Source organism: Actinoallomurus sp. NPDC050550, assembly GCF_040655075.1.
In the GTDB taxonomy this organism is placed as follows: domain Bacteria; phylum Actinomycetota; class Actinomycetes; order Streptosporangiales; family Streptosporangiaceae; genus Actinoallomurus.
The window spans coordinates 300,683-323,874 of the sequence record NZ_JBFAJC010000001.1 but is presented as its reverse complement, the minus strand read 5'-3'; the positions used below and the strand labels follow the sequence as shown (position 1 = coordinate 323,874).

At 70.5% G+C, this 23,192-nt stretch carries 19 protein-coding genes; 6 read left to right on the top strand and 13 right to left on the bottom strand.

Features of this window, described 5'->3' with window-relative positions; all coding sequences use genetic code 11:
* The first annotated feature begins 4 nt into the window (after nt 1-4).
* From AB0I04_RS01505 to AB0I04_RS01495, 3 genes are all read left to right on the top strand, one after another.
* A complete protein-coding gene (locus AB0I04_RS01505) occupies nt 5-1,582 on the top strand; it encodes a lactate racemase domain-containing protein (RefSeq protein ID WP_360877175.1) in 1,578 nt (525 codons plus the stop codon).
* Nucleotides 1,579-2,544 (top strand): lysophospholipid acyltransferase family protein, encoded by a 966-nt coding sequence (locus tag AB0I04_RS01500; RefSeq protein ID WP_360877171.1) that lies wholly within the window; start codon nt 1,579-1,581, stop codon nt 2,542-2,544. Before AB0I04_RS01505 ends, AB0I04_RS01500 begins: the two co-directional genes overlap by 4 nt.
* A 100-nt stretch (nt 2,545-2,644) precedes the next feature.
* Complete coding sequence (locus AB0I04_RS01495; protein ID WP_360877169.1) at nt 2,645-2,773, top strand: hypothetical protein; 129 nt, start codon at nt 2,645-2,647, stop codon at nt 2,771-2,773.
* Nucleotides 2,774-2,843: 70 nt separating this feature from the next.
* Here AB0I04_RS01495 and AB0I04_RS01490 read toward each other — a convergent pair whose 3' ends face one another.
* A complete protein-coding gene (locus AB0I04_RS01490; RefSeq protein ID WP_360877166.1) occupies nt 2,844-3,683 on the bottom strand; it encodes an SDR family oxidoreductase in 840 nt (279 codons plus the stop codon).
* Nucleotides 3,684-3,741: 58 nt separating this feature from the next.
* On the opposite strand from AB0I04_RS01490, the gene AB0I04_RS01485 reads away from it, so the two are divergent.
* Nucleotides 3,742-4,113: a MerR family transcriptional regulator gene (locus AB0I04_RS01485; RefSeq protein ID WP_360877163.1), complete on the top strand. Its 372-nt coding sequence runs from the start codon at nt 3,742-3,744 to the stop codon at nt 4,111-4,113.
* A 103-nt stretch (nt 4,114-4,216) separates the two neighbouring features.
* Here the strand turns inward: AB0I04_RS01485 and AB0I04_RS01480 are convergent, their stop codons facing one another.
* Entirely contained in the window at nt 4,217-4,879 is a 663-nt protein-coding gene (locus AB0I04_RS01480; RefSeq protein ID WP_360877160.1) for an SGNH/GDSL hydrolase family protein, read from the bottom strand.
* A 35-nt stretch (nt 4,880-4,914) separates the two neighbouring features.
* Nucleotides 4,915-6,432 (bottom strand): FAD-dependent monooxygenase, encoded by a 1,518-nt coding sequence (locus AB0I04_RS01475; protein WP_360877158.1) that lies wholly within the window; start codon nt 6,430-6,432, stop codon nt 4,915-4,917.
* 268 nt (nt 6,433-6,700) lie between these two features.
* Here AB0I04_RS01475 and AB0I04_RS01470 point away from each other — a divergent pair, with 268 nt between their 5' ends.
* Both AB0I04_RS01470 and AB0I04_RS01465 read left to right on the top strand, forming a co-directional pair.
* On the top strand, nt 6,701-8,254 hold the full coding sequence (locus AB0I04_RS01470; RefSeq protein WP_360877155.1) for a BTAD domain-containing putative transcriptional regulator: 1,554 nt from the start codon (nt 6,701-6,703) through the stop codon (nt 8,252-8,254).
* Nucleotides 8,255-8,283: 29 nt separating this feature from the next.
* The gene (locus AB0I04_RS01465) at nt 8,284-8,559 is read left to right on the top strand and encodes a hypothetical protein (protein WP_360877152.1); all 276 of its coding nucleotides are present in this window, start codon (nt 8,284-8,286) and stop codon (nt 8,557-8,559) included.
* A 76-nt stretch (nt 8,560-8,635) separates the two neighbouring features.
* Here the strand turns inward: AB0I04_RS01465 and AB0I04_RS01460 are convergent, their stop codons facing one another.
* The 10 genes from AB0I04_RS01460 to AB0I04_RS01415 all read right to left on the bottom strand — a co-directional run bounded on the left by AB0I04_RS01460 (nt 8,636) and on the right by AB0I04_RS01415 (nt 23,163).
* The gene (locus AB0I04_RS01460; protein WP_360877149.1) at nt 8,636-10,054 is read right to left on the bottom strand and encodes a serine hydrolase; all 1,419 of its coding nucleotides are present in this window, start codon (nt 10,052-10,054) and stop codon (nt 8,636-8,638) included.
* Nucleotides 10,055-10,185: 131 nt separating this feature from the next.
* The gene (locus AB0I04_RS01455; protein ID WP_360877147.1) at nt 10,186-10,875 is read right to left on the bottom strand and encodes a hypothetical protein; all 690 of its coding nucleotides are present in this window, start codon (nt 10,873-10,875) and stop codon (nt 10,186-10,188) included.
* A 166-nt stretch (nt 10,876-11,041) separates the two neighbouring features.
* Nucleotides 11,042-12,025, bottom strand: a complete 984-nt coding sequence (locus AB0I04_RS01450; protein ID WP_360877144.1) for a hypothetical protein — start codon at nt 12,023-12,025, stop codon at nt 11,042-11,044.
* Nucleotides 12,026-12,360: 335 nt separating this feature from the next.
* Complete coding sequence (locus tag AB0I04_RS01445; RefSeq protein WP_360877142.1) at nt 12,361-14,439, bottom strand: glycogen debranching N-terminal domain-containing protein; 2,079 nt, start codon at nt 14,437-14,439, stop codon at nt 12,361-12,363.
* Between the two features lie 59 nt (nt 14,440-14,498).
* Nucleotides 14,499-17,114: a hypothetical protein gene (locus AB0I04_RS01440; RefSeq protein ID WP_360877139.1), complete on the bottom strand. Its 2,616-nt coding sequence runs from the start codon at nt 17,112-17,114 to the stop codon at nt 14,499-14,501.
* A gap of 98 nt (nt 17,115-17,212) precedes the next feature.
* The gene (locus tag AB0I04_RS01435; protein WP_360877136.1) at nt 17,213-18,847 is read right to left on the bottom strand and encodes a glycoside hydrolase family 13 protein; all 1,635 of its coding nucleotides are present in this window, start codon (nt 18,845-18,847) and stop codon (nt 17,213-17,215) included.
* Between the two features lie 34 nt (nt 18,848-18,881).
* On the bottom strand, nt 18,882-19,751 hold the full coding sequence (locus AB0I04_RS01430) for a carbohydrate ABC transporter permease (RefSeq protein ID WP_360877133.1): 870 nt from the start codon (nt 19,749-19,751) through the stop codon (nt 18,882-18,884).
* Nucleotides 19,748-20,758 (bottom strand): sugar ABC transporter permease, encoded by a 1,011-nt coding sequence (locus tag AB0I04_RS01425; protein ID WP_360877130.1) that lies wholly within the window; start codon nt 20,756-20,758, stop codon nt 19,748-19,750. Before AB0I04_RS01425 ends, AB0I04_RS01430 begins: the two co-directional genes overlap by 4 nt.
* Nucleotides 20,759-20,813: 55 nt before the next feature.
* Nucleotides 20,814-22,100 (bottom strand): ABC transporter substrate-binding protein, encoded by a 1,287-nt coding sequence (locus AB0I04_RS01420; RefSeq protein WP_360877127.1) that lies wholly within the window; start codon nt 22,098-22,100, stop codon nt 20,814-20,816.
* Nucleotides 22,101-22,128: 28 nt separating this feature from the next.
* A complete protein-coding gene (locus AB0I04_RS01415) occupies nt 22,129-23,163 on the bottom strand; it encodes a LacI family DNA-binding transcriptional regulator (RefSeq protein WP_360877124.1) in 1,035 nt (344 codons plus the stop codon).
* Nucleotides 23,164-23,192: the final 29 nt, after the last annotated feature.

The following is a 23,192-nucleotide window of genomic DNA, read 5'->3' as shown; positions in this document are numbered from 1 at the left end:
TCGAGTGAGCAGACCAGGCTTCGTACTCGATGTGGATGAGCGGACGCCACCGCTCATCATGCACCAGGGCGAAGGCTTCCGGCTGGAGCGGCTGCCGCTCGGGTCCAAGGTCATCTACCCGCCGGACTCCCTGCCGGGCCTCCGCGACGTCGACGCCGCGATCCGGAACGCGCTGCTGCACCCGCACGGCACCGAGCCGCTGCCGGAGCTGCTGCGGCCCGGCATGCGGCTGACGATCGTCTTCGACGACCTGTCGCTGCCGCTGCCGCAGATGCAGACTCCGGACGTGCGGCAGCGCATCATCGAGCAGGTCCTCGAGATGGCGGCGGCCAAGGGCGTCGACGACGTCGAGCTGATCGCGGGCAACGCCCTGCACCGCCGGATGACCCCGGCGGAGCTGCGGCGCACCGTCGGTGACCGGGTGTTCCACGCGTTCTTCCCCGAGCACCTGAAGAACCACGACGCCGAGGACCACGACAACCTCCTCCACATGGGCAAGACCCGCCACGGGGAGGACGTCGAGATCAACCGGCGCGCCGCCGAGAGCGACCTCATCGTCTACGTCAACATCACGCTGACCGCGATGAGCGGGGGCGCGAAGTCGGTGTCGGTCGGTCTGGCGAGCTACCGCAGCCTGCGCCACCACCACAACGTGCACACGCTGCGGCATTCCAACTCCTTCAACGACCCGCCCAACTCCGCGATGCACCACTCGTACGAGCGGATGAAGGGCCTGATCGACGAGCACGTCAAGGTCTTCACGGTCGAGACGACGCTCAACAACGAGACCTTCCCCTCCTCGATGGGCTTCCTGAACAAGCGCGAGTGGGAGTGGAACGTCCGCGACCAGGCGACCTACCTCGCGGTCAAGCGGGCCAACGAGATGATGCCGAAGAAGACGCGGCGCCGGATCTGGCAGTCGACGGCCGCGCCGTACGGTGTGACCAGCGTGCACGCCGGCCTGCAGTCCGAGGTGCACCCGCTGACGCTGCAGAACGTCCACCGTCAGCAGCTCACCGAGGTGAACGGCCAGTCCGACATCGCGATCTGGGGCCTGCCGTACATCTGCCCCTACAACGTCAACTCGGTGATGAACCCGATCCTGGTGATGTCGCTCGGGCTCGGCTACTTCTTCAACCTGTACAAGAACAAGCCGATCGTCCGGCAGGGCGGCGTGGCGATCTTCTACCACCCGGTGCCGAACGAGTTCCACCCGGTGCATCACCCGAGCTACATCGACTTCTTCGAGGAGATCCTCACCGAGAGCACCGACCCGGTGCTCCTGGAGACGAAGTACGAGGAGCAGTTCGCCACCGACCCGTGGTACACCCAGCTGTACCGCAACAGCTACGCCTACCACGGAGTCCACCCCTTCTACATGTGGTACTGGGGGGCGCACGCGATGCAGCACCTCGGCGACGTCATCTTCGTCGGTGGCAACCGCAAGACCACCCAGCGGATGGGCTTCCGGGCGGCCACCACCCTCGCCGACGCGCTGGAGATGGCCAAGGACACCGTCGGCGGCAGCCCGTCGATCTCCTACCTCCACGCTCCTCCGCTCGCATTGGCGGACGTGCGATGAGCATCCGCAGGGAGGTCAGGCTCCTGCGGCACGGGCGGGACTGGCGGGGGCGCTCGACAGTGCCCCGCTCGGCGGAGCCGCACGTCGTCGAGCCCGAGGAGAAGGTCTTCCCGACCGCGTGGGCCCGCACGCCCGTCGCGGTCGCGGCCCGGTCCGTGCTGCGCAAGGGGCTGCTCAAGCCGGTCGCCTGGCGGCAGATCACCCCGGTCATCGAGGGCGCGGAGTACCTCGACGGCGTGCGCGGGCCGGTGGTGTTCATCGCGAACCACTCCAGCCACCTGGACACGCCGCTGATCCTCGGCTCGCTGCCGGAGCGGTTCGCCAACCGCGTCGCCGTCGGCGCAGCCTCGGACTACTTCTTCGACGTACGCTGGCGCGCGACGCTGACGGCGGTGTTCTTCAACGCCTTTCCCGTCGAGCGCTACGGTTCGAAGCGGCTGCGGAGCCTGGCCCTCGACCTCGTCGACGACGGATGGAGCCTGCTGCTCTACCCGGAGGGCACCCGGTCGGAGGACGGCTGGATGAACCCCTTCAAGCTCGGCGCCGCGGTGCTGTGCGTCACGAAGGGCATCCCGTGCGTCCCGATCGCGATCCGGGGCTCGTACGCCGCGATGCCGCGCGGGCGCAACTGGCCGCAGCCGGGCAAGCCGCGCGTCACCGTCCGGTACGGCCGTCCGCTCGTGCCCGAGGAGGGCGAGGACGTCCGGGCGTTCCGCACCCGGATGGCCAAGGCCGTCAACATGCTGGCGGCCGAGGAGGACCTGGGCTGGTACGACGCGCTGCGCGCCGCGGCCGACGACCGGCTCGAGATCCCAGGCGGCTCCCAGCCGACCCGCCCCGGCGCCGTACGGGACGAGGGCAAGGACGAGGGCGAGAAGGCGGCCGAGACCGCCGACTGGCGCCGGATCTGGGCCTCCACGGAGCCCCTTTCCGGCCGGCGCCGCCGCGTCTGGCGCGACTGACCGTGACGGAGACGGGCCCCGGCCGAGCCGGGGCCCGTCTCCGTCACGGTCCGGTCGGCGCGAGACGACGCCGGTGGAGATATCGGGCACGAACGGAACCGTGGCCTGTCCCCGGAACTCCCATGCGTGGATCAGCGACATCATCATCACGCTGATCACGGGTGGGCTCGCTCTCGCGGGAGTCGTCCTGCTGCTGTCCGTCGGCATCAACCGGATGCGCCGCCGCTGAGACCACCGGACATCGAGGACGGCCCGGCGGCCGGTCAGAGGGCACGCCGCCGAAGCCGATCTCGTTTCCGTCAGCGTACGGTCAGCCGGGGGTCGTCGGTCGTTGAAGGTCGGCGGGGGGTCGGGGTGATCATGGGGAGGAGCCGATCCCACACCCGGCTCGGCAGGGCATGGTGCAGGCCGAGCATGATGTGGGCGAGGCCGCCGACGCGATAGTACGGCCGGGGGCGGGTGGCGGTGGCGGCCCGATGGATCACCCGCGCGACCCGATCCGGGTGCAGCGAGACCGGATTGCGGCTCAGGCGGTCGACGACCTCGGTGGTGAACTCCGCATACGGTCCGTCCGGATGTCCGTGGCGGAAGTCACGTCGTTCGGCCTCCGCGAACGGCGTGTCGATGCCGCCCGGCTGGATCACGCTCACCGCGATCCCGAACGGCCTCAGCTCGTGCCGCAGCGCTTCGCTCATCGATTCCAAGGCATGCTTGCTCATCGCGTACGCGCCCATCCCCGGCATCGTGACCCGGCCCGCGACCGAGCTGACGTTGATGATGCGCCCGTACCCGCGCTGACGCATGCCCGGTGCCACGAGCTGCGCGACCCGCAGCGCCGCGAACACGTTGACGTCGACCTGCCGGCGCAACGTATCGAGCGGTAGCTCTTCCAGCGGCCCGCCCTGGGAGACACCGGCGGCATTCACCACGACATCGATATCGCCATCGATCGCCGAGACGAGATCCGACTCCTCGGTGACATCCAGCCGGACCGGGCGACATCCCATCGCGGTGAGTGCCTCCGCTGCCGCTGGATCTCGGTAGCCGGCGACGACGGTCGCCCCGTCCGCCCGGAACCGCTGTGCGACCGCGCGGCCCACGCCGCCGCTCGCGCCGGTGATCAGTACTGTTCGTGTCATGTGTGCCTCCGCCGTTCGAGTCGATACGGCCCGAACGTAAACTTTGGAGTGTGCACCAATGTCAAGACCGATCATGCTGATTCGCGATGTCGCAGTGCTGCTCGGCGTGAGCACCGACACCGTGCGGTACTACGAACGCGAGGGCCTGCTCGACGATCGCCACGTCGCACGTCTGCCGAACGGGTACCGCGACTACGGCGAGGCGGCGGTTGAGCGCCTGCGGCTGCTGGTACAGGCTCGGCGCTCGGGAATGTCGATCGCCGAGATCAAGGCGCTGGCGGACGCGTTCGATGACGGCACGCTCACGATCGACCTGCAGCTCAAGCTCCTGCGAGAAAAACTGGCCGGCCTGGATCGCCAGGCCCGTGAGCTGAACGTGACCCGTACCGCGATCGCCGCCAAGATCGACGATCTGGAATCGAGGCGGTAGACGGTCACCCGCGCCAAGGACGGCCTGGGGGACGGTCACAGCGCGCCGGCGAGCACGCCGAGCCTGGCGTGCTCGCCGGCGCCGCCGGGATCGCGAGGCGCGGTCACGCGACCAGGCGCAGCCAGGCCTCCGCGAGTGCGGCGTGACCGGCCGGTGTCGGGTGCACGCCGTCCTCGGCCCAGTACTCCGGCCCGGTCGTCGCGGCGAGCTCGGCGAACATGCGGTCGGCGGCGAGCAGGTGCGCGCCGTACCTGTGGGCGAGCTCGCGCACGACCTGGATCTTCGGGTCCAGATCGGCGCGCCACTCTTTCCGCTCCTTTTCGCCGACGTGCGTGTTGCCGGCCTCGACGCTGCCGCTGATCGGCAGGAGGAACGGCTCGATGAGGATCAGCCCCGTGCCCGCCTCGGCGAGGGGCGCGAGCAGGCGGTCGTAACCTGCCGCGAAATCCTCCGCGGGGATCACGTAGCCGTCCGGGTCGAGAGTGTGCCAGCCCATGTCATTGACACCGACGAGGATCGACACCACGTCCGGGCGCGCGTCGAGCACGTCCGCCTGCCAGCGGGCTTCGAGATCCATCACCTTGTGGCCCGCGATCCCGGTGTTCAGCCAGGTCACGGGCCGGTCCGGGTGCCGGAGTCCCCACTCGCCCGCGACACGCAACGGGTAGCCGAACCCAAGACCCTGTTCGCTCTCCAACCGCTGGCAGTCGGTGATCGAATCGCCGGTGAACATCACGGTGCTTCCCGGCCGGAGAGTGATCGTCATATGTGCTCCTTGAGATCGATTGAGAAGAGGGAGTTTCACGCCGGATCGCCGAACCAATGGCCGGCGGCCCGCTCGAACGCTTCACGGTCAGGGTCGCGATCATCCGCCCAGGCGACCGTCCCGTCGGGCCGGACGAGCACGGCCTCGAATCCGAGGTCGTTCCTCGCCGACCCGGCCGCATACCGGATCCGGTTCTCCCAGCCCATCGCTGAACCGTGCAGGCGTCGGTCGGTGCTGAAGTCGAGAGCGACGCCTCGTCCGTCCTGCATCAGGTCGCCGAGGCGAGTGCCGTCCTCAAGACGAAGGTCCGGGGCGTTGCGGCCGACCAGCGGCTGCTCACTGCCAAGGTCGTAGCGGATCGACGATCCCGATATCTTCTCGAACACGTAGGTCGTTCCGTCACGGGTCCCGAGCAGGTCGCGGATCACTCGTTGGATCGCCTGGGCATGCGGGTCCGGCCTCATGGCCGCCGTCTGGGCGCGCGTCCAGTCGAGCACCCAGGCGCCGATCGGATGACGCTCGCCGGTGTAGGTGTCGAGAAGCCCGTCCGGCGCGTACCCGTGCACGGTCGCGGCGAGCTTCCATCCCAGGTTCATGGCGTCGCCGATGCCGGTGTTGAGTCCCTGCCCGCCAAGGGGGGAGTGGATGTGCGCGGCGTCGCCCGCGAGCAGGACGCGTCCCTGCCGGTAGGTCGTCGTCTGCATCGCCCGATCGGTGAAGCTCGAGGCGAGATGGACATCGCTCAGCGTCACGTCGGTGCCGGACACACGGCGCAGAACCGCCTGGAGATGGTCGCGAGTCGGCTGCTGCGAGCGATCGAACGCACCGCCGTCGAAGTCCATCATGCCGATGTGCCCTGGCGTGGGCGTCTGGACGTACATGCCCGTCGGCGTCAGGTTGAACCCAGGGCTCAGCTTCTCGGGATCGGCGATGGTGACGAGCGCGGCGTAGCCGGTGAACTGCGGCTCGGTGCCGACGAACTCGAAGCCCGCGGCCCCACGCACCGCGCTGCGGCCGCCATCGCAGCCGACGACCCAGCGCGCCGCGTACTCGTGCTCGCCGGCGTGCGCGACCACGACCTCATCGTCCTGCGCGATGGCCGAGACCGTGACGCCGCGCCTGACCTCCACGCCGAGCTTGGACGCCCGCTCGGACAGCACCGTCTCGACCGCTTCGAGGCTTATCATCACGCCCTCCGTTGCCGGGCTGGGCAGCCGGAACCGTAGGGCGGCGACGTCGACCTTGGCCGGGTCGAGCACCATGCCGGCGAAGTGGCCCGCGATGCGCGGGGGTGGCGGCTCGTCCACGTCGAGGTACGCGCCGGGATCGTCGTTGACGCCCGCCGCCGTCAGCAGCGGGTGCAGCATCCCGCGGCGGTAGAACGCCTCGACCGACGCGGCTGACAGGCCCCGCATCCCGAGCGGATGCGCCTTCCACGGAGAGCGGGGCTCCGGCTCCCGCTCGAGCACCAGGACAGAGCAGCCTGCGAGGCCAAGCTCGCAGGCGAGGAACAGACCGACCGGGCCCGCGCCCACGATCACTACGTCATGCACGAGAACTCCCTTTCCGAAGCTCGCCGTCCTGTCTTCTTCAGACACGCAAAGACTGCGGCAAGCCGCTCACACGGGGCGCACACGGCGCTGACATCGACGCACACGGCGCTGACATCGACGCATACGGCGCTGGCACGGGGGCACACATGGCGCCGGCACTCCCGTCCTGCGACGCGTCGGCACTGCGTTCGAGCACCCGGCAGCAACGGGAAGGCCAGGGCCCGGCCGTGATTTGGGGACTCGAGGGTGCGCGCGCGAAGATCGGGAGATGGACGGGGATGCGCGGCTTCGCGTCACGTTGCTCGGCGCCTTTCAGGCGTCTCGCGGCGGCGTCGCCCTGCCCGTTCCGGGTGCGCGGTCGCGGGGTCTGCTCGTACGGCTGGCGCTCGCCGGCGGGCGCGCGGTCGAGCGGGGCGTCCTGGTCGACGCGATCTGGGCCGAGGACCCGCCGGCCGGCCCCGCCCACGCCCTCCAAGCCCGCGTCTCGCGGCTGCGCCGGACTCTCGGCTCGGCCGGCGACGTCGCACAGGTCGCGGGCGGCTACCGACTGGCGGTGGACGCCGCCGACGTGGACGCGCTGCGGTTCGAGCAGCTCGCCGCCGCCGGCCGTGACCGCCTGCGTGCCGGCGACCCGAATGCCGCGGCGGCCGTGCTCGGCGAGGCCGTGGCGCTGTGGGGCGACCGTTCCGGCACCGAGCCCACGGTCGTCGCCGCGGTGGCGCCCGGCGCCGCGACCCGGCTGGCCCACGCCTCGGTCGAGGCCGTCGCCGACCTCGCCCGGATCGACACGCTGTTCGCCGCCGGGCGCCTGGTCACCGTGCTCGGTCCCGGCGGCGCCGGCAAGACGCGGCTCGCCGTCGAGGCCGCCCGCCGCCACCGCCACGAGTACCGCGACGGCGCCTGGATGATCGACCTCGCCTCGGTCACCGAGCCGGCCAAGGTCGGCGCGGCCGTGCTCGCCGGGATCGGGCTGCGGAGCGGCGCGATGTTCGAGGCCCGGATGCGGGTCGAGGGCGCCGAGCTGGACGTACTCGTCGACCAGCTCGGCGGCCGGGAGAGCCTGCTGCTGGTCGACAACTGCGAGCACCTGATCGACGCCGTGGCCCACCTGGTCACGGCACTGCTAACCCGATGCTCCGGGCTGCGCGTGCTCGCCACCAGCCGCGAACCCCTCGCGGTCGACGGCGAGGCGCTGGTGCCGCTCGGCCCGCTCGCGCTGCCCGGGCCGGACGACGGCGTCGAGCAGGCCCGGCAGGCGGCGTCGGTACGCCTGTTCACCGAGCGGGCCGCGGCCGTGCGCCCGGGCTTCGACGTGGACGAGACGACGCTGCCCGAGGTACGGCGGGTGGTCCGCGGCCTGGACGGTATGCCGCTGGCGCTGGAGCTGGCCGCGGCCCGGCTGCGGACGCTGTCGCTGCCCGAGCTGGCCGACGGGCTGTCCGACCGGTTCCGGCTGCTCACCACCGGCAGCCGCACCGTGCTGCCCCGGCATCGCACGCTGCGCGCGGTCATCGCCTGGAGCTGGGAGCTGCTGAGCGAGCACGAGCGTACGGTCGCCGAACGCGTCTCGATCCTGCCCGGCGGCGTCACGCCGGCCTCGGCCACCGCGATCTGCGCCGGCGCCGCGGTGCCGGCCGCCGAGATCCCCGAGCTGCTCGCGAGCCTGGTCGACCGGTCGCTGCTGCAGCTCGCGCCCGACCCGGGCCGCTACGTGACCACGCGCGGACGCTGGTCGGCAGCGTACGGGCCTCGCTCTGCCTGGAGACGGGTGACCTGGCCGGCGCGGAGAAGGCGCTGGAGAAGGCGTACGCGGCGGCGCTGAAGACCCGGGACCTCCCGATCATGTCGCTCATGGCGGTGAACGCGGCCGCGCTCGCCGAGGCGCACGGGCGGCATCACGAGTCGGCCGTCCTGCTCGGCGCCGCCTCCCGGCTGCGCGGCGCTCACGACCGTACCGATCGGCAGGTTCGCGAGCTCACCCGCCGAGGGCGGGCCACGCTGGGCGAGGAAGCCTTCGCCGCGGCGTACGAGAAGGGCTGGGAGCTGGACGGGAAGACGGCCGTGACCGAAGTCGACCCGGCCCGGCTGCGCCGGGAACTCAGGACGGCTCACCCAGGTCCCGAGTGATTCAGCCGGCGTGTCGAAGCGCGACGGATGCGAAAGGGGCCGGAGGGATCCGGCCCCTTCCTCGTATCCGGGTCGGCTACTTCTGGGCCTCGTACTCGTCCATCGCGCGGCCGATCTTGGCGAACTTCTCGGTGCGGTTCACTGCGGGCTGGACACCCGGGTTCGGACGGTTCGCGTCCTGGTAGCGCCAGCCGAGGTTGCTGAACGCGACGATGATGTAGTTGCGCTTCGCCTGGCCGGGCAGGGAGTGCACGATGCCCGCGTCCCCGGCAGCGAACGCCGTCAGCCCCGTCTTGTGGGCGAACGTCACCTGCCCGGCGTCCTGGCAGGGCTTCACCGGGTACTGGTACTTGCCGTCGGTCGGGTCGTTGTTGACCGTCACGGTTCCGTCGGGGCCGATCCACCGGTCCGCGATCCGCTGCGGCATGCCCTGGGCCGGGTAGCTGTAGCCGCAGTAGTTGGTCGTCGACAGGACGTTGTTCCAGCCCTGGTCGCCGAGTTCCTTCATGAAGTACTCGCGGGACGACTTACTGAGGATGTCGCTGGTGACCGGCTTGCCGTTCGGGGCGGTCCACGCCGTGCCGGAGACACCGTTGATGAGCATGAGAAGCTTGGCGGTGTCCAGCGAGGACATGGTGATCTGCGGGGACCAGTCGCCGTTGGCCGGGTCGGTGCCCTTCAGCTGGAGCATGTCCAGGCCGAGGTCCTGGAACTGCTGGTTGAGCCAGTCGACCCCGCCGTGCTCGTGCATCACCTTGATGAGCGTGCACGCCGATCCGTTGTCGGAGATGGTGATCATCCGGTCGAAGTACTCGCCGATGGTCCGGGTGGTCGCGCCCTCGCAGCGGTCAGAGGGCTTCGTCGGCGTGTAGGCGTAGGTGTCGCTCAGCTTGATGGCGCCCTTGTCCACCAGCTGCATGATCCCGAAGCCGACCATCAGCTTGACGATCGACGCCGAGTAGGGCTCCATGTAGTCGATGGGCGCGTTCTCGCGGCCCGGGACGGTGTCGGTCGTGCCCTGGCCGTTGTTGGCGTCCCACTGGTCGGTGTCCCACAGGCGGTACCGCACGGCGGTGGTGCGGAGGTTCTTGTCGACGGGGACGACGACGCCGTTCTTGTACTTCGGGCTCATCAGGACCGTTCCCGACGAGACGGGCCGCCCCTTCTTGTCGAGCTCGATGACGGTCATGTCGACCTGCGGCTGCTGGTGGATCGTCGTGGCCGCGGCGGCGTTGAGCGCGGGAGCGTGCTTCGGCCGGCCCGATTCGGACTCCGGCTGGGCGTCGAGAGCGCGGGCCTGGGCCGATCCGGGCGGAGTCGTGTCCACCAGGTCGCCGAAATTCTGTGCGACCATGGTCGCCTTGAGCCGCTCCGCGAGATCACCGGACCGGTGCGTGGCAGCGTGGGCCGGCTGGGTCATGGTGGCCGTCAACACGGCGGCGCTACCGAGCGCGACCAGAGCCTGACCATGTTTGCGTAGTCGATACAAGATCACCGCGCCACAGTAACCTGAACGTGATCACCAGTTGTTGATCTTCACAAAAACGGCCAAGGACGTTTACTGGACGCTAACTCCATCGGTTCTCCGCCGCGGAGACGCGCACGTCGTACGCGCCGCCGTCCGGCTCACCCGATGAGCGCGCGCGCCATGAGCGGTGCGGCCTCCGCTCCGACCATGTCCCCGCAGACGGAGCGGAGCTCCCCGGCGAAGCGCGCGACCTCCGCCTCGGCCGTGGTGACCGCCTCGTCGAGCGCTTGACGCCCGATGCGCGCGATCACCGGGGCGGGCTCGGTCGCGAGGTCGACCGGACCCGCCAGGGTCAGCACGGGTCCGTCTCCGCTGACGGTGAGCATGGGATGCCCGATCCACAGGCTCGCGGGCGCCGGCTCGTCGTGCCGCGTGGCCTCCCGCCAGTCCCGCAGATTACCGATGTCGCCGCAGCAGCCCGGAAGCGCCAGGCACCGGCCGTCGGGCGTCTCGAGCATGAGGCCGCCCGAGAGCGCCACGACCTCATCAACTGCCTGCTCCCGCGTCGCGAGGTCCCGGATCCGGGCGAGCAGGAGCTCACCGTCCTCATCATCGGCCGCGAACAGCGACGCGCGGACGAGCCGGGTGAGGCCGGGCCCGCGCAGGTCGACGGCCCGGACCAGCCACGGATGTGCCGCCACCGGCGCGGGAAGGCCCGCCTCGATGATCTTGAGGCGAGAGTACGCGTCCCAGCGGGGTTCGGTGATCGGGCCGAAGTCCTCATCGCTCAGCACACCCGTGTACGCCTCGACGACCGGGACCAGCCGGACGCCGTCCAGAACCTCCACCGATCCTCCCTCGGCAGTGCGGGGACCCGGTGACCGTACGGGAGCCGGGGCACCCGGCGCCACAGGGTTTCCCGTGGCGCGGGCAGGGTGCCGGAGAGCATTCAGTATGCCGCGTTGTGAGCCGACAGGATCGACTCAAGGTTCGAGGCGTGCGACAGAGGCCGTGCTACTCGGCCCTGATCTCCAGGCCGTAATTCAGGGTGGTGGACAGGCCGTTCGCCTTCAGCTGGGCGCGCAGTTGGCTCCATGCCTGCGCGGCGGTGTTGCCGCCGCCGGGGTACTGGTCCATGGCACCGGGGATGCTGAGCGGCTTCTTGTGGCGGTTCTTGCCGTACTTGCTGATCAGTGCCCACTGCTTGGCGTTCGCCGGGTAGTAGATCTCCGGCGTGACCGAGGCACCGCGTGCGCCGGTCGACACGTACCAGAGGGTCTCCTGCGTCCAGCCGTGGTCGCAGGCCCCACCGCTCGCGCTCGTCTGCGGGCATCCGTCGGCCGAGCCGAAGTTGAGGTAGCCGCTGCCCTTGACCGACGAGTAGCCCTTGGCCCAGGCGACCGCGGCGCTCGCACCACCGAAGCCGGGTTCCAGGTCGTTGGCGCCGACGATGGTCGTGTGCGGCGCGTGCTTCTTGGCCCAGGAGGCCGCTGTGGCGACCGTCTTCGCCCAGGTCACGCCGAGGGATCGGCTGACACTGACCGAGTTGTTGGTGCCGACGCCGAGGGTCAGAGTGGGCTTTTTCGAGCCGACGCCCTTGGAGTAGCCGGCGGCGAACTGCTCGGCGACCGCGGCGATCTGCGCATTGCTCGCATGGGTGCTCTGGCCGATGATCAGAGTGCCCTTGCCGGTGGACAGCTGGCCACCGAAGTCCAGGATGGCGATCCGGCCGGTGCCGCTCTTCGCGTCGGTCTTGCCGGCCGTCAGGCCCCGCGCGTACGCCGTCTTCGTGCTCAGCGTATTGATGTAATAGCTGTTCTTGCCGACCGGCGCTTTCGCGTTCGCCACCACCGCCGATGACGCCATCCGGGCCGACGGGGACGCCTGGTGCGATGAGCCGAAGGCCGGCGCGGCCCCGCCCGCCGCAGCCGTGAGCGGCAGCGCGATCGCGACACCGATCAGCAGGCGGCGACGGGCCTCTCCGTGCTTTCCAAGCATGTGCATCTCCATCCGTGTCGGGGCGGCGGCCCTACAGGACCGCCGGAGATCGATCACGAACAGAAACGCATTCGGCGTTTCCCTTGCAACTTATTCGAATGGAAGTAAATAGGTATCCGCCCGGCAACCTATTTGAATCAGGTTAAAAGCCGGGAACGATAGCGCCGTTATTCACGCCCGGATGACGAGTCCCCTAGCGAGGATTCGCGCTCAGCACGTCCTGGAGGAAGACCGGTGGGCGGCCGGTCAGCTCGGTGACCGCGATCCTCATCGCGCCTGCCCCTCGTCCGGGAACCCGGCCCGGCACCCGTACCGCCCGTCAAGACCGCTGCGGCTCAGAGCTCCAGCGTCAGACCCGGCGGCACGCCGATGAGCGACACGGCGCCCTGGGGATCGACGTCGACCGAAAGGGTCGCGTCGCCGACGCGCACGTTGCTCACGGACAGCGCGCCGAAGTCGCGCAGCGGGGACACTGTCAGCCGGCCGGATGGCACGTCGACGTCCAGTCCGAGGAGCGCGGTGACCAGGGCCGGCGAGACCGCAGCGGCCCAGGCCTGCGGCCGGCATGCCGCGGCGTACGGCACGGGGCCCACCGACCCGCCGTCGTCCGTCCGGCCGGCCGGGCCGCTGTGCCCGGAATGGGAGACCGTCCGGCGGCTGTGGTCAGAGCCGTGGTCTGGCGGAGCGTCCTGGCCGCCGAACAGCTCGGGCAGCCGGTGGTCGAAGCTCGGCGCGGCGGCGATCAGGCCACGCGCCAGGCTCGCGGCGACGTCGTGGTGACCCGCCCGGACCAGGCCGAGCACGGCGATCATGGTGTCGTGCGGCCAGACCGAGCCCAGGTGGTACGACAGCGGGTCGAAGCCCGCCGAGGCCGTACCCAGCGTCCGCAGCCCCCAGCCGGAGTCCAGCTCGGCCAGCCGGGGCGCCACCTGGTCCTCCTCGGCCGGGGTGAGCAGGCCGGTGCCGAGAAGGTGCCCCATGTTGGAGGCCGGACCGTCCACCGGCTCTCCCCTGCCGTCCAGCGCGATCGCCGGATACCCGTCCACCCAGAACCGCGCCCGGAACCGCTCCGCGAGGGCGGCAGCCCACTCCCGGCGGCGTTCGCCGCCCGGCCGGCCGAACGCGTCGAGCAGGTCGGCGCCGAGCATGGCGGCCTGGTAGGCGTACGCCTGCACCTCCGACAGGGCGACCGGGGGCTCGGCCAGGCGGCCGTCGGCGTGCTGGACGCCGTCGGTGGAGTCCTTCCAGCCCTGATTGACGAGCCGGTCCGGCGACCCGGTGTAGGACAGGAAGGCGTCGCCGAAGCCTTCGAGCCAGTCCAGTGCCCGCTCGGCGGCGGGCAGCAGCGCCTCGACCTCGGCGGCGGGCATCCCCCACCGCCACGCCTCCGCGAGCGTGGTGACGAACAGCGGAGTGGCGTCGACCGTGCCGTAGTACACCGGTGGCAGCCAGCCGGCGGCGTGCACCGGCCGCAGCTCGTGCGGGATCTTGCCGGGCGCCTCCTCGGTGTCCGGGTCGTGGCGGACGCCCTGGTGCCGGGCCAGGGTCCGCAGCGTCCCGGCGGCGAGCTCGTACCCGAGCGGGAGCGCCAGCCGGGCGGTCCACAGGGAGTCCCGGCCGAACAGCGTGAGGTACCACGGGCTGCCGGCCGCGCAGTACAGGTCGTTCTCGTCGGCGAGCAGCAGCGCGCCGAGGTCCGCGATCCCCTGGCCGACCAGCGCGTCCAGGCGCCGGTCCGCGATCCCCTGGCCGACCAGCGCGTCCAGGCGCCGGTCCTCGGACCGTACGGTGAGCGGCGCGGCCGACCAGGGCGGCGGCGTACCCGGCGGCAGTGGCCGGAACCCCTCCACCGGCGGAGGCGTCGCCCGTACCGTCAGCGTGGTCGTGAACTCCTCCCCCGGTGCCAGCGCCGGCTCGGCCCGCAGGCGTCCGGTCAGCAGCACCGTGTAGCCGTCCGGTCCGGTGTGCGCGATCCCGTCGCGCAGCGGCGTCTCATCCGGCCGGAGGCCTCCGCCGTCGCCCGACCGGCCCGGTTCTCCGGCGTGCCACGCCTTGACGTCGCTGATCTCGGCCAGGTCCGCGGCCGCCTCGACCGCGACGGCCACCGTGACCGGCTCGGCTCCGGCGTTCCGGACGCGGATCTCCTCGGTGCCGCCGTCGCGGCCGACCGTACGGGTCCGCTCGACCGTCAGGTCACCGAGCGTCGCGGTGAACCGCGCGCCGTCCGCCCCGAGCGGCGTCGCGTCGGCCGGCTCGGGCTCGGCTCCGTCGAGGGTGAGCACGAGCCGTGACAGGACCCGGCGGTCGGCGACGTACAGCCCGTCGGCGCCGCCGGTCAGCTGCCCGCCGGGCGGGGAGAGCCAGACGGCGGGCGCGGCCACGCAGGTGAGGTGGTCGTGGAGGGACTGGGACACGGGGCGACTCCGGGGGGTGGGAGTCCGTGGGGACGCCCCGAGGGGCGTCCCCACGGGTTTCAACGGAGGGTCACGGCGAGTACGGCGGTGCCGCTCACGGATCCGGCGTCGGCCACGACCTCGGTGCCGCGCGCGGTCTTCCGGACCTGGTACTTCACCGCGTGCCCGTCGAGGGTCACCGACGCGACCGTCGCGCCGCTCGGCAGGACCTGGCCGATCAGCAGGCCCGCCTTGGCGGACCGGCCGGTCACGGTGGTGCGCAGCGACTTGCCGGCGGCCTCGGCGGTGACGTCGACCGCGCCGGCGCCGACCCGGATGTTGCGGCCGGCGACCCGGGGCTGGCCCGGCGGCACCTGCGGGACGACCTCCAGCCGCGCCCGGCCCATGTCCGGGGAGACGCCGAGCTGCTGGTGGACGACCGGCCACAGGTTGCCGTACGCGCCCCACGCCTGCAGGACCATCGAGCGTCCGGTCAGGGGACGGTCGATGTTCGCCGGGTCGAAGTCGGGGCTCGGCGCGATCTCCGGCATGGCGCCCGGCATCTCCCACAGCGACGGGTCGAGCTGGATTCGGGCGTTGTCGGTGGTGTACGTCCGCTGCTGGGCGAGGCGGCCGTAGTTGCCCTCGGCGACGGCCATGATCCCGTTGCCGAGCGAGAAGACCTCGCGGTCGCTCTGCACGGACGAGACGACGCCGTCACAGGACGGTCCCTTGTTCCCGCCGTCGGCCGAGGTCGGACCGGTGCCCGTGTGGTAGAGCCCGGTCGTGCCGGTATAGCAGGACTGCTCGCGCCGGGCCAGCGCCGTCTGGGCGTGCTGGTCGTCGGCCAGCGGACGGGTGACCTGACCGGGGCGGACGAGTTCGGCGTCCATCGGGGTCACACCGATCCAGTGCCGCTGGAAGATCTTCGTGTTGTCGTTGGCCGGGTCGTCGGGCTTGTCGATGGAGTCGGCGTACTGGGCGGTGTCGCCGCCGTACCACCAGGCTCCCTCGAACTTCTTCTCCATCGCGTCGGCGTGCCCGCCCGCCCAGGCGGCGGTGGCGCCGTCGCCCTCGGCGGTGGCCAGGTCGGCCAGGTCCCGCAGACCGCGGATCGTGTACACGGCGTTGTCCAGCTTCTCGACGCCCATGCCGGGACGCTCGACGTTGCCGGAGCCCTCGGGCCAGCCGTCGCCGTCGCTGTCCAGCTTCTCCACGATGTAGTGCATGTTGCGCTTCGTGAAGTCGTACATCGAGTCGAGGAACGCCCGGTCACCGGTCCAGCGCCACAGCAGCGCGACCGCGCTGGGGAACTTCGCGGTCTCGTCGGTGTTGCCGGCCTCGCCGTTCGCGCCGAAGTAGACCGAACCGTCCGAGACGACCTCGTGGATCACCTTGCCGCTGCGGTCGTTGACGATGTCGCTGGTGTCACGGACGGCCCGCAGGTGGTCCTCGATCGAGGAGAACTGCCCGGCCGCCACGGTCGCGTAGGCGGTGTACTCCCCGTCTGTGCCGAACAGCCACGGGTAGTCGGGCCAGCCGGCGCCGAGCCAGCGGGCCTTGGCGACGGTGCCCTTGGGCGCCGGGTACTCCTTGCCCTCGTGGGTGACCCGCAGCTGCAGGTCGCGGGCCTCCTGCACGGAGTCGGCGAGGTTCTGCTTGCTCCACTCGACGCTCTGCTGCAGGAGCCGGTCGCCGGGCAGGTCGACGACGGTGTTCGCGGCGACGGAGCGGCGTGCGGCGACCTTCCGGGCGAGCAGGCCGGCCGGATTCTTCAGCGCGGTGCGCAGCGCGCCGTTCGCCTCGGACATGCCGTGATCCGAGCCGGCGACCGCGATCCAGACGGTGGCCTTGCCGCCCGCCGGGACGCTGACGTCGTACGAGAGCCGTCCGCCGGTGCCCTTGCCGAACGCCGTGTCGTCGCAGCGCTTGGGCTGGTCACCGCTCGCGGGGCAGACGACGGCCGGATCCTGCGGCCCGCGATGGTCCGGGCCTAGCTGGTGCGCGACCGGCGTGCGGTCGGCGGCGACGAGCGCCGCGTAGTCGTGCCGGGGCGCGTTGGGGACGTTCGGGGTGCCCTGCTCGCGGAAGACCAGACTGCCGTTCTCGTACGCGCCGGTGTCCGGGAGGTTGTTCGCCTGCTGGTCGGGCGTCGTCCAGCCCCACGGGTAGGCGGTCATCAGCTCCGAGTGCGCGTCCACGTCGAGGCGTACGGTCTTGCGGGACGCGGAGCTGAGGGTGATTCCGATGAGCCCGGCACGTACGCCGTCGGGCGCGACGTCCGTGCGCTCGGCCTGCACGCCGTCCGCCGCGCGGTAGGCGATGCGGGTGTAGCCGTGCCCGGCGGTGAACCGCTCGGCCGCGGCCTGCTTGCCGAGCCACGCGCCGTCCAGGCCGAACCAGACACCGTCGAGCAGTTTCAGCGGCGGGGTCCAGAGCCCGCCCATCTCTCCGCTCGTGTGCCAGCCCGCTGCCGGGTAGAGCCCGTCCTCGGTGGACACGGAGTAGAACCGGTCCCCGACGACGACGGACCGCCGGTCCGGCAACCGGGTGGTCTCCGACAGTTCGGCCGGGACGGCCGACGCGCCGGTGCTCGTCGCCGCGCGGACCGGGGCGGTCCGCGCGGCGACGGTCCCGGCGATCAGGACCAGCGCGGCGGCGACAGTGGAGACGGGTCGTAGGACACGTCTTCTCATCAACAACACCTCTCGTGGATGACCCCCGAGGCGGATGAAACAAGGGTCTGTCTCGAAGTCCCGCTGTCCTACGGACGGGGACTTCGAGACAGACCCGGTCAGTCGGACACCGCGAGCCAGGCGGCCGTGTCCGTGGGCAGGAGGCCGCCGTCGAGCGGGCCGCTGGCCAGCAGCACCTCGGCGTCGGCCGACAACTGGTACGGCGTGCCGGACAGGTTGACGACGCAGGCGAAGCCCGGGGCGCGAGTGAACCGCAGCACGCCCTCCGGAGCGTCGTCGTCCCAGGTCAGGCCGCCGTCGCCCAGGGCTGCGCGCTCGTGCCGCAACCGCAGCGCGGAGCGGTAGAGCTCGAGCATGGAGGCCGGATCACCGGCCTCCGCCTCGGCGGAGTAGCCCTTCCAGGACTCCGGCTGCGGCAGCCACGGCGTGCTCCCGTCGGGGCCGAATCCGTACGGCTCGCCGTCACCGGACCACGGAATCGGCACCCGGCAGCCGTCACGGCCACGGGACGTGTGGCCGGAACGTTCCCAAACCGGGTCCTGCAAAGCCGACTCGGGCAGGTCCTCGACTTCGGGAAGGCCGAGCTCCTCGCCCTGGTAGACGTACGCGCCGCCGGGCAGGGCCAGCATGAGCATCGCGGCGGCGCGGGCCCGGCGGGTGCCGAGCTCCAGGTCGACGGGCTCCTCGACGTCGCCCTGCGGACCGCGCCCGCCGGTGTCGCTCCGGCCGTACCGCGTGACGTGGCGGACCACGTCATGGTTGGACAGCACCCAGGTGGCCGGGGCGTCCTCCAGGGCGAAGGCGGCCAGGCTCTCGTCGATGACGGAGCGCAGGTTCGCCGCGTCCCAGGAGGCGCGCAGGTAGTCGAAGTTGAAGGCGGTCTGCAGCTCGTCGGGGCGGAGGTAGCGCGCCAGCCGCTCCGGCGTCGCCACCCACGCCTCCGCCACGAACGTGCGGTCGCCGTCGTACCGGTCGGCCACCCGCCGCCAGCCGCGGTAGATCTCGTGGACCCCGTCGCGGTCCCAGTGCGGGTGGTCGAGCCGCATGCTCGGCTCGAGGACGTCCTCGCCCTCGCCGCCGAGGTCCGGCAGGCCGTCCTGCTTGATCAGGCCGTGCGCGACGTCGATGCGGAACCCGTCGACGCCGCGGTCGAACCAGAACGCCAGCACCCGTTCGAACTCCGCGCGGACCTCGGGGTTCTCCCAGTTCAGGTCCGGCTGTTCGGGGGCGAACAGGTGGAGGTACCACTCTCCGTCCGGCACCCGGGTCCAGGCGGCGCCGCCGAACGTGCTTCGCCAGTCGTTCGGCGGCAACTCGCCATCGGCCCCGCGACCGGTCCGGAAGACGTACCGGTCGCGCTCGGGGCTGCCCGGGCCGGCCGCGAGCGCGGCCTGGAACCACACGTGCCGGTCGGAGGTGTGGTTGGGAACGATATCGATGATCACCTTGAGACCGTGGTCGTGCGCGTCCCCGATCAGGGCGTCCGCGTCGGACAAGGTCCCGAACATCGGGTCGATATCGAGGTAGTCCGCCACGTCGTACCCGCCGTCGGCCATCGGCGACGGGTACCACGGCGTGATCCAGACGGCGTCGACGCCGAGGTCGCGCAGGTACGGCAACCGGGACCGAATTCCGGCGATGTCACCGATCCCGTCACCGTTCGCGTCGGCGAAGCTGCGAATGTAGATCTGGTAGATGACGGCGCTGCGCCACCAGGGGGCGTTGACGTGCACGGTTTCCCTTCGGGGGTGAGGGGACGGCGTCGCGTTACTTGACGCCGCCGGAGGTGAGACCGGCGATGATGCGGCGCTGGAGGATCAGTACGACGATGACGAGCGGCACGGTGACGAGCACGCCGGCCGCCATCTGCGTGCCGAACGGCTGGTCGAACCCGTACGCCCCGGTGAACTTGGAGATCGACACGGTGGCCGTCTGCATCTCCTTCTTGTTCACCATGCTCAGCGCGATCATGAACTCGTTCCACGCGGCGATGAACGCGATGATCGCGGTGGTGAAGACGCCCGGCGCCGCGAGCGGAACGATGATCTTCCGGAAGGCCTGGCCGCGCGTGCAGCCGTCGACCATCGCCGCGTACTCCAGCTCGAACGGCATCTGCCGGAAGAACGCGGTGAGGTTCCAGACCGCCAGCGGCAGCGAGAACGACAGGCTCGGCAGGATCATCGCCTGGTAGGTGTTGATCCACTTGATGTCGGTGAACAGGTGCAGCAGCGGGACGAGCAGGGAGATCGTCGGGAACATCGACGTCGCGACGATGATGCCGAGCGTGATGTTCTTGAACCGGAAGTCCAGCCGGGCCAGCGCGTACGCGGTGAAGGTGCCGACGACCAGCGTGAGCACCGTCGTCGAGCCCGCGACGACGAGGCTGTTCAGCAGCGCCCGCCCGAACCCGACGTCGGGCTTGAACACCGCCGTGAAGTTCTTGATCGAGAACGGGGCAGGGATCGGCGAGTTGTCGAACTGGTCCTCGGGCCGCCGGAAGGCCGACACGACCATCCAGTAGAACGGCGCCAGACAGTAGAGCGCCACGACGATCATGCCGAGGTACGAGAGCACCTTCCGCAGGCTGACGGGCTCGCGTCCGGCGGACCTCGACTTCGAGGTGGAAATGGCGGTCATGCCGTTACCTCCCGGGCGGCACGCGCCCCCTTCTTGGCACGCTTGGACGTCGAGGACTTACGCGACCGCGCGTCACCGATGATGTCGGCGCCGAGCAGCTTCACGAAGGCGTACGCGATGACCACGACGTAGACGAACAGGATCGTGGCGAACGCGGCCGCGGGACCGTACCGCAGGTTGTTCGCCTCGTCGTAGGCGAGCATGGACAGGGTGTTCACCGAGTCCTTGTGCGCGCCGATGAGCACGAACGGCAGGTCGAACATCCGCAGCACGTCGAGCAGCCGGAACAGCACGGCGACGAGCAGCACCGGCTTGATCAGCGGCAGGGTGATCTTGATGAACGTGCGCCACGCGGTCGCCCCGTCCACCTTGGCGGCCTCGTACACCTCGGCGGGGATCAGCTGGAGGCCGGCGAGGGCGAGCAGGCCGACGAACGGCGCGGTCTTCCACGTGTCGGCGATGATGACGGCGATCTTCGCGTGGAAGCCCTCGGTGGTCCACAGGACCTGGTGGCCGATGATCGCGTTGGCCACGCCGTCGGCCTGGAAGACCCAGCGCCACAGCAGCGCGGACACGGCCGTCGGGATCGCCCAGGGCACGAGGATGCTCGCCCGGACGAAGGCCCGGCCACGGAACGCCCGGTGCATGATCAGCGCCATCGCGATGCCGAGCACGACCTCGATGATCACGCTGGTGACGGTGAAGAACGTGGTGTTCCAGAAGGCGTTCCAGAAGGCGTCAGACTTCACGCCGGTGAAGATGTCGGTGTAGTTCTTGAGGCCGACGAACTTGTCGCCGTTGACGACGAAGCCGTTGGCGTCGAGGCCCTGGTTCTTCTGGTACAGCGACTCGCGAAGCGCCTCGACGATGGGGTAGCCGACGACCAGGGCGAGGACCAGGAAGGTCGGCGAAAGCAGCACGGCGGCCAGGCGACCCGAGCCTTGAACGTCGCGCTTGTTCTGCTTTACCGGCGCCGCGGCTGCCGGTTCGGCGGTCGTAGTGGTCATGGAGCCCTCCTAGGGGTCCGTGGCGGGACGCCGCGCGTCCCGCCACGGGACGCCGCTACGGCGTGATCAGCTGTCCGAGCTTGGTCTGCAGGTCGGCCAGCGCCTGGTCGGTGGTCGACTTGCCGGTGAGGGCCGAGTAGGCGGCCTCCTGGATCGCGGTGGTCACGTCGTTGTACCGGACGGCCTGCGGCCGGGGCTTGGCGTTCTGGAGGGATGCCTTGAGCGTCGGCAGGTAGGGGAACTTCTTCTGCAGCTCCGGGTCGTCGTACAGCGACGCCAGGGTCGGGGCCTCGGAGGACGCGATGAGGTTGGCGCGCTCGGTCTGCTCGCTGGTGAGGTACTTGATGAAGTCCAGCGCGGTGGCCTTGTTCTGGGCGAACTTGGAGATCGCCAGGTTGTGGCCGCCGAGGGTCGGCGAGCCGGGGCCGCTCAGACCCGGCACAGGGGCGACGGCGAACTTGCCGACGACCTTGGAGTCGCCCTTCTTGTTGGACAGGGCGTACTGGTACGGCCAGTTGCGGAGGAAGACCAGGTTGCCCTTCTCGAAGGCGCGGCGGGACTCCTCCTCCTTGTAGCTGATGGCCTCCTTGGGGATCATCCCGCTCTTGAAGCCGTTGACCAGGAAGTTCAGGCCCTGCTTGGCCTCCGGGGTGTTGACGTTCGGCTTGCCGTCCTCACCGACGACCACGCCGCCCGCGCTCTCGACGGCCTCGGAGAAGTTGACCGTCAGGCCCTCGTACTTCTCGAACTGGCCGGCGTAGCAGTTGTTGCCCTTGAGCTTGGCGCAGTCCTGCTGCATCTCCGCCCAGGTCTTCGGCGGCGCCGTGATGCCCGCCTTGTCCAGCAGGTCCTTTCGGTAGTACAGCAGACCGGAGTCGGTCTTCCACGGCGCGGCGTACAGGTTGTTCCGGTACTCGCCGGTCTTGGTCGCCGACGGGAGGAACTTCGTCAGGTCGAACTGCGTCTTCGGCAGCTGCGAGATCCACTGGTTGGCGGCGAACTCCGCCGTCCACACGACGTCCAGGTTCAGGACGCTGTATGCGTTGGACTTGGTCTGGGCGTTCTGCACCATCTGCTGCCGCTGCGCGTCCGCGTCCTCGGGCAGCTCGATGATCCGGGCCTGCTCCTTCGGGTGCTGCTGGTTCCAGGCGTTGACCAGGTTCTGCAGGTTGCCCGACGTGTCCTTACCGGTCGCCAGCGTGATCGGCCCGCGGCCGCTCAGCGCACCGGCGTCCTTGGAGCCGCCCTTGTCGTCGCTCTTGCTACCGCCACACCCGGCGGCCATCACCGCGACGCTCGTCGCGACGACGGTCCAGCGGGCCATCTTCGATATGGATGACACCTTTACTCCATCCTCTGGGTTGTTCACTTCAGGGGTCGGATGTCGGTCTTCGTAACTCCCGTGCCACGAGTTCTGGACGCAACATCACCCCCTCGGGCGGGGAATCAGTGCCCTGGACTCTGGCCTTGAGCAGGCCGACGACGCGGTGCGCGACCTCGTCGAGCGGCTGCCGGATGCTCGACATCCGGGGTGAGATCAAGGTCGCGGCCGGTGAGTCGTCGAAGCCCACGACCTCGACTCGCGGGCGGCCGTCCGCGTCCAGGCCGCCGGCGAGCCTGGCTCCGACCGCGTGGGTGTCGCTGCCGCACACGAAGGCGGTCGGCGGCGTGGGCGACCGCATGAGCCGCTCGGCCGCCTCGGCGGCGACGGCGACACCCTCGGCACACACGCCGATCAGGTCGTCGGCCGGCAGGTCATGCCGTTCCATGGCCCGCAGCCAGCCCTTCCGCCGCTCGTCGCCGAACCCGGTGCCCTCCGGCCAGCCGAGATAGGCGATCCGCTGGTGCCTGCGCGTGACGAGGTGGTCGACGGCCTGCTCGATGCCGTACGCCCCATCGACGTCCACCCAGGTGTACGGCCCGTTCTCCTGTCCCCAGGGCCGGCCGAAGCAGACGAAGGGGATGCGGCGCTCGGCGAACCAGGGCAGCCGCCGGTCCCTGGCCGACACGTCCGCCAGCACGAAGCCGTCGACCGTTCCGGTGCGGATCAGGTCCTCGTACACGGCGAGTTCCTCGTCCACGGCCGTGGGGGCGAACAGCAGGAGGTGGTAGCCGGCCGCCCCGGCCGCCGACGTGAGGGCGTAGAGGAAGCGGTCCAGGAAGTTGCTCACGCCGATCGGCGCGGCGATCTTCAGTCCGATGCACCGGCTGGCGCGCTCGCGCAGGTTCTGCGCGGCGCGGTTCGGACGGTAGCCGAGCATCTCGATGGCCTGCCGTACGCGCTCGGCGGTCTCGGGCGCCACCCGCGCGGGAGCGTTGAGCACGTTCGAGACGGTCTGGCGCGAGACACCGGCGGCCGCGGCGACATCGGAGATCGTGACTCCGTTCGCGTTTCGGCCGCTCATGCCTCTCCCTCGCGTCGGATTCGGAAGTT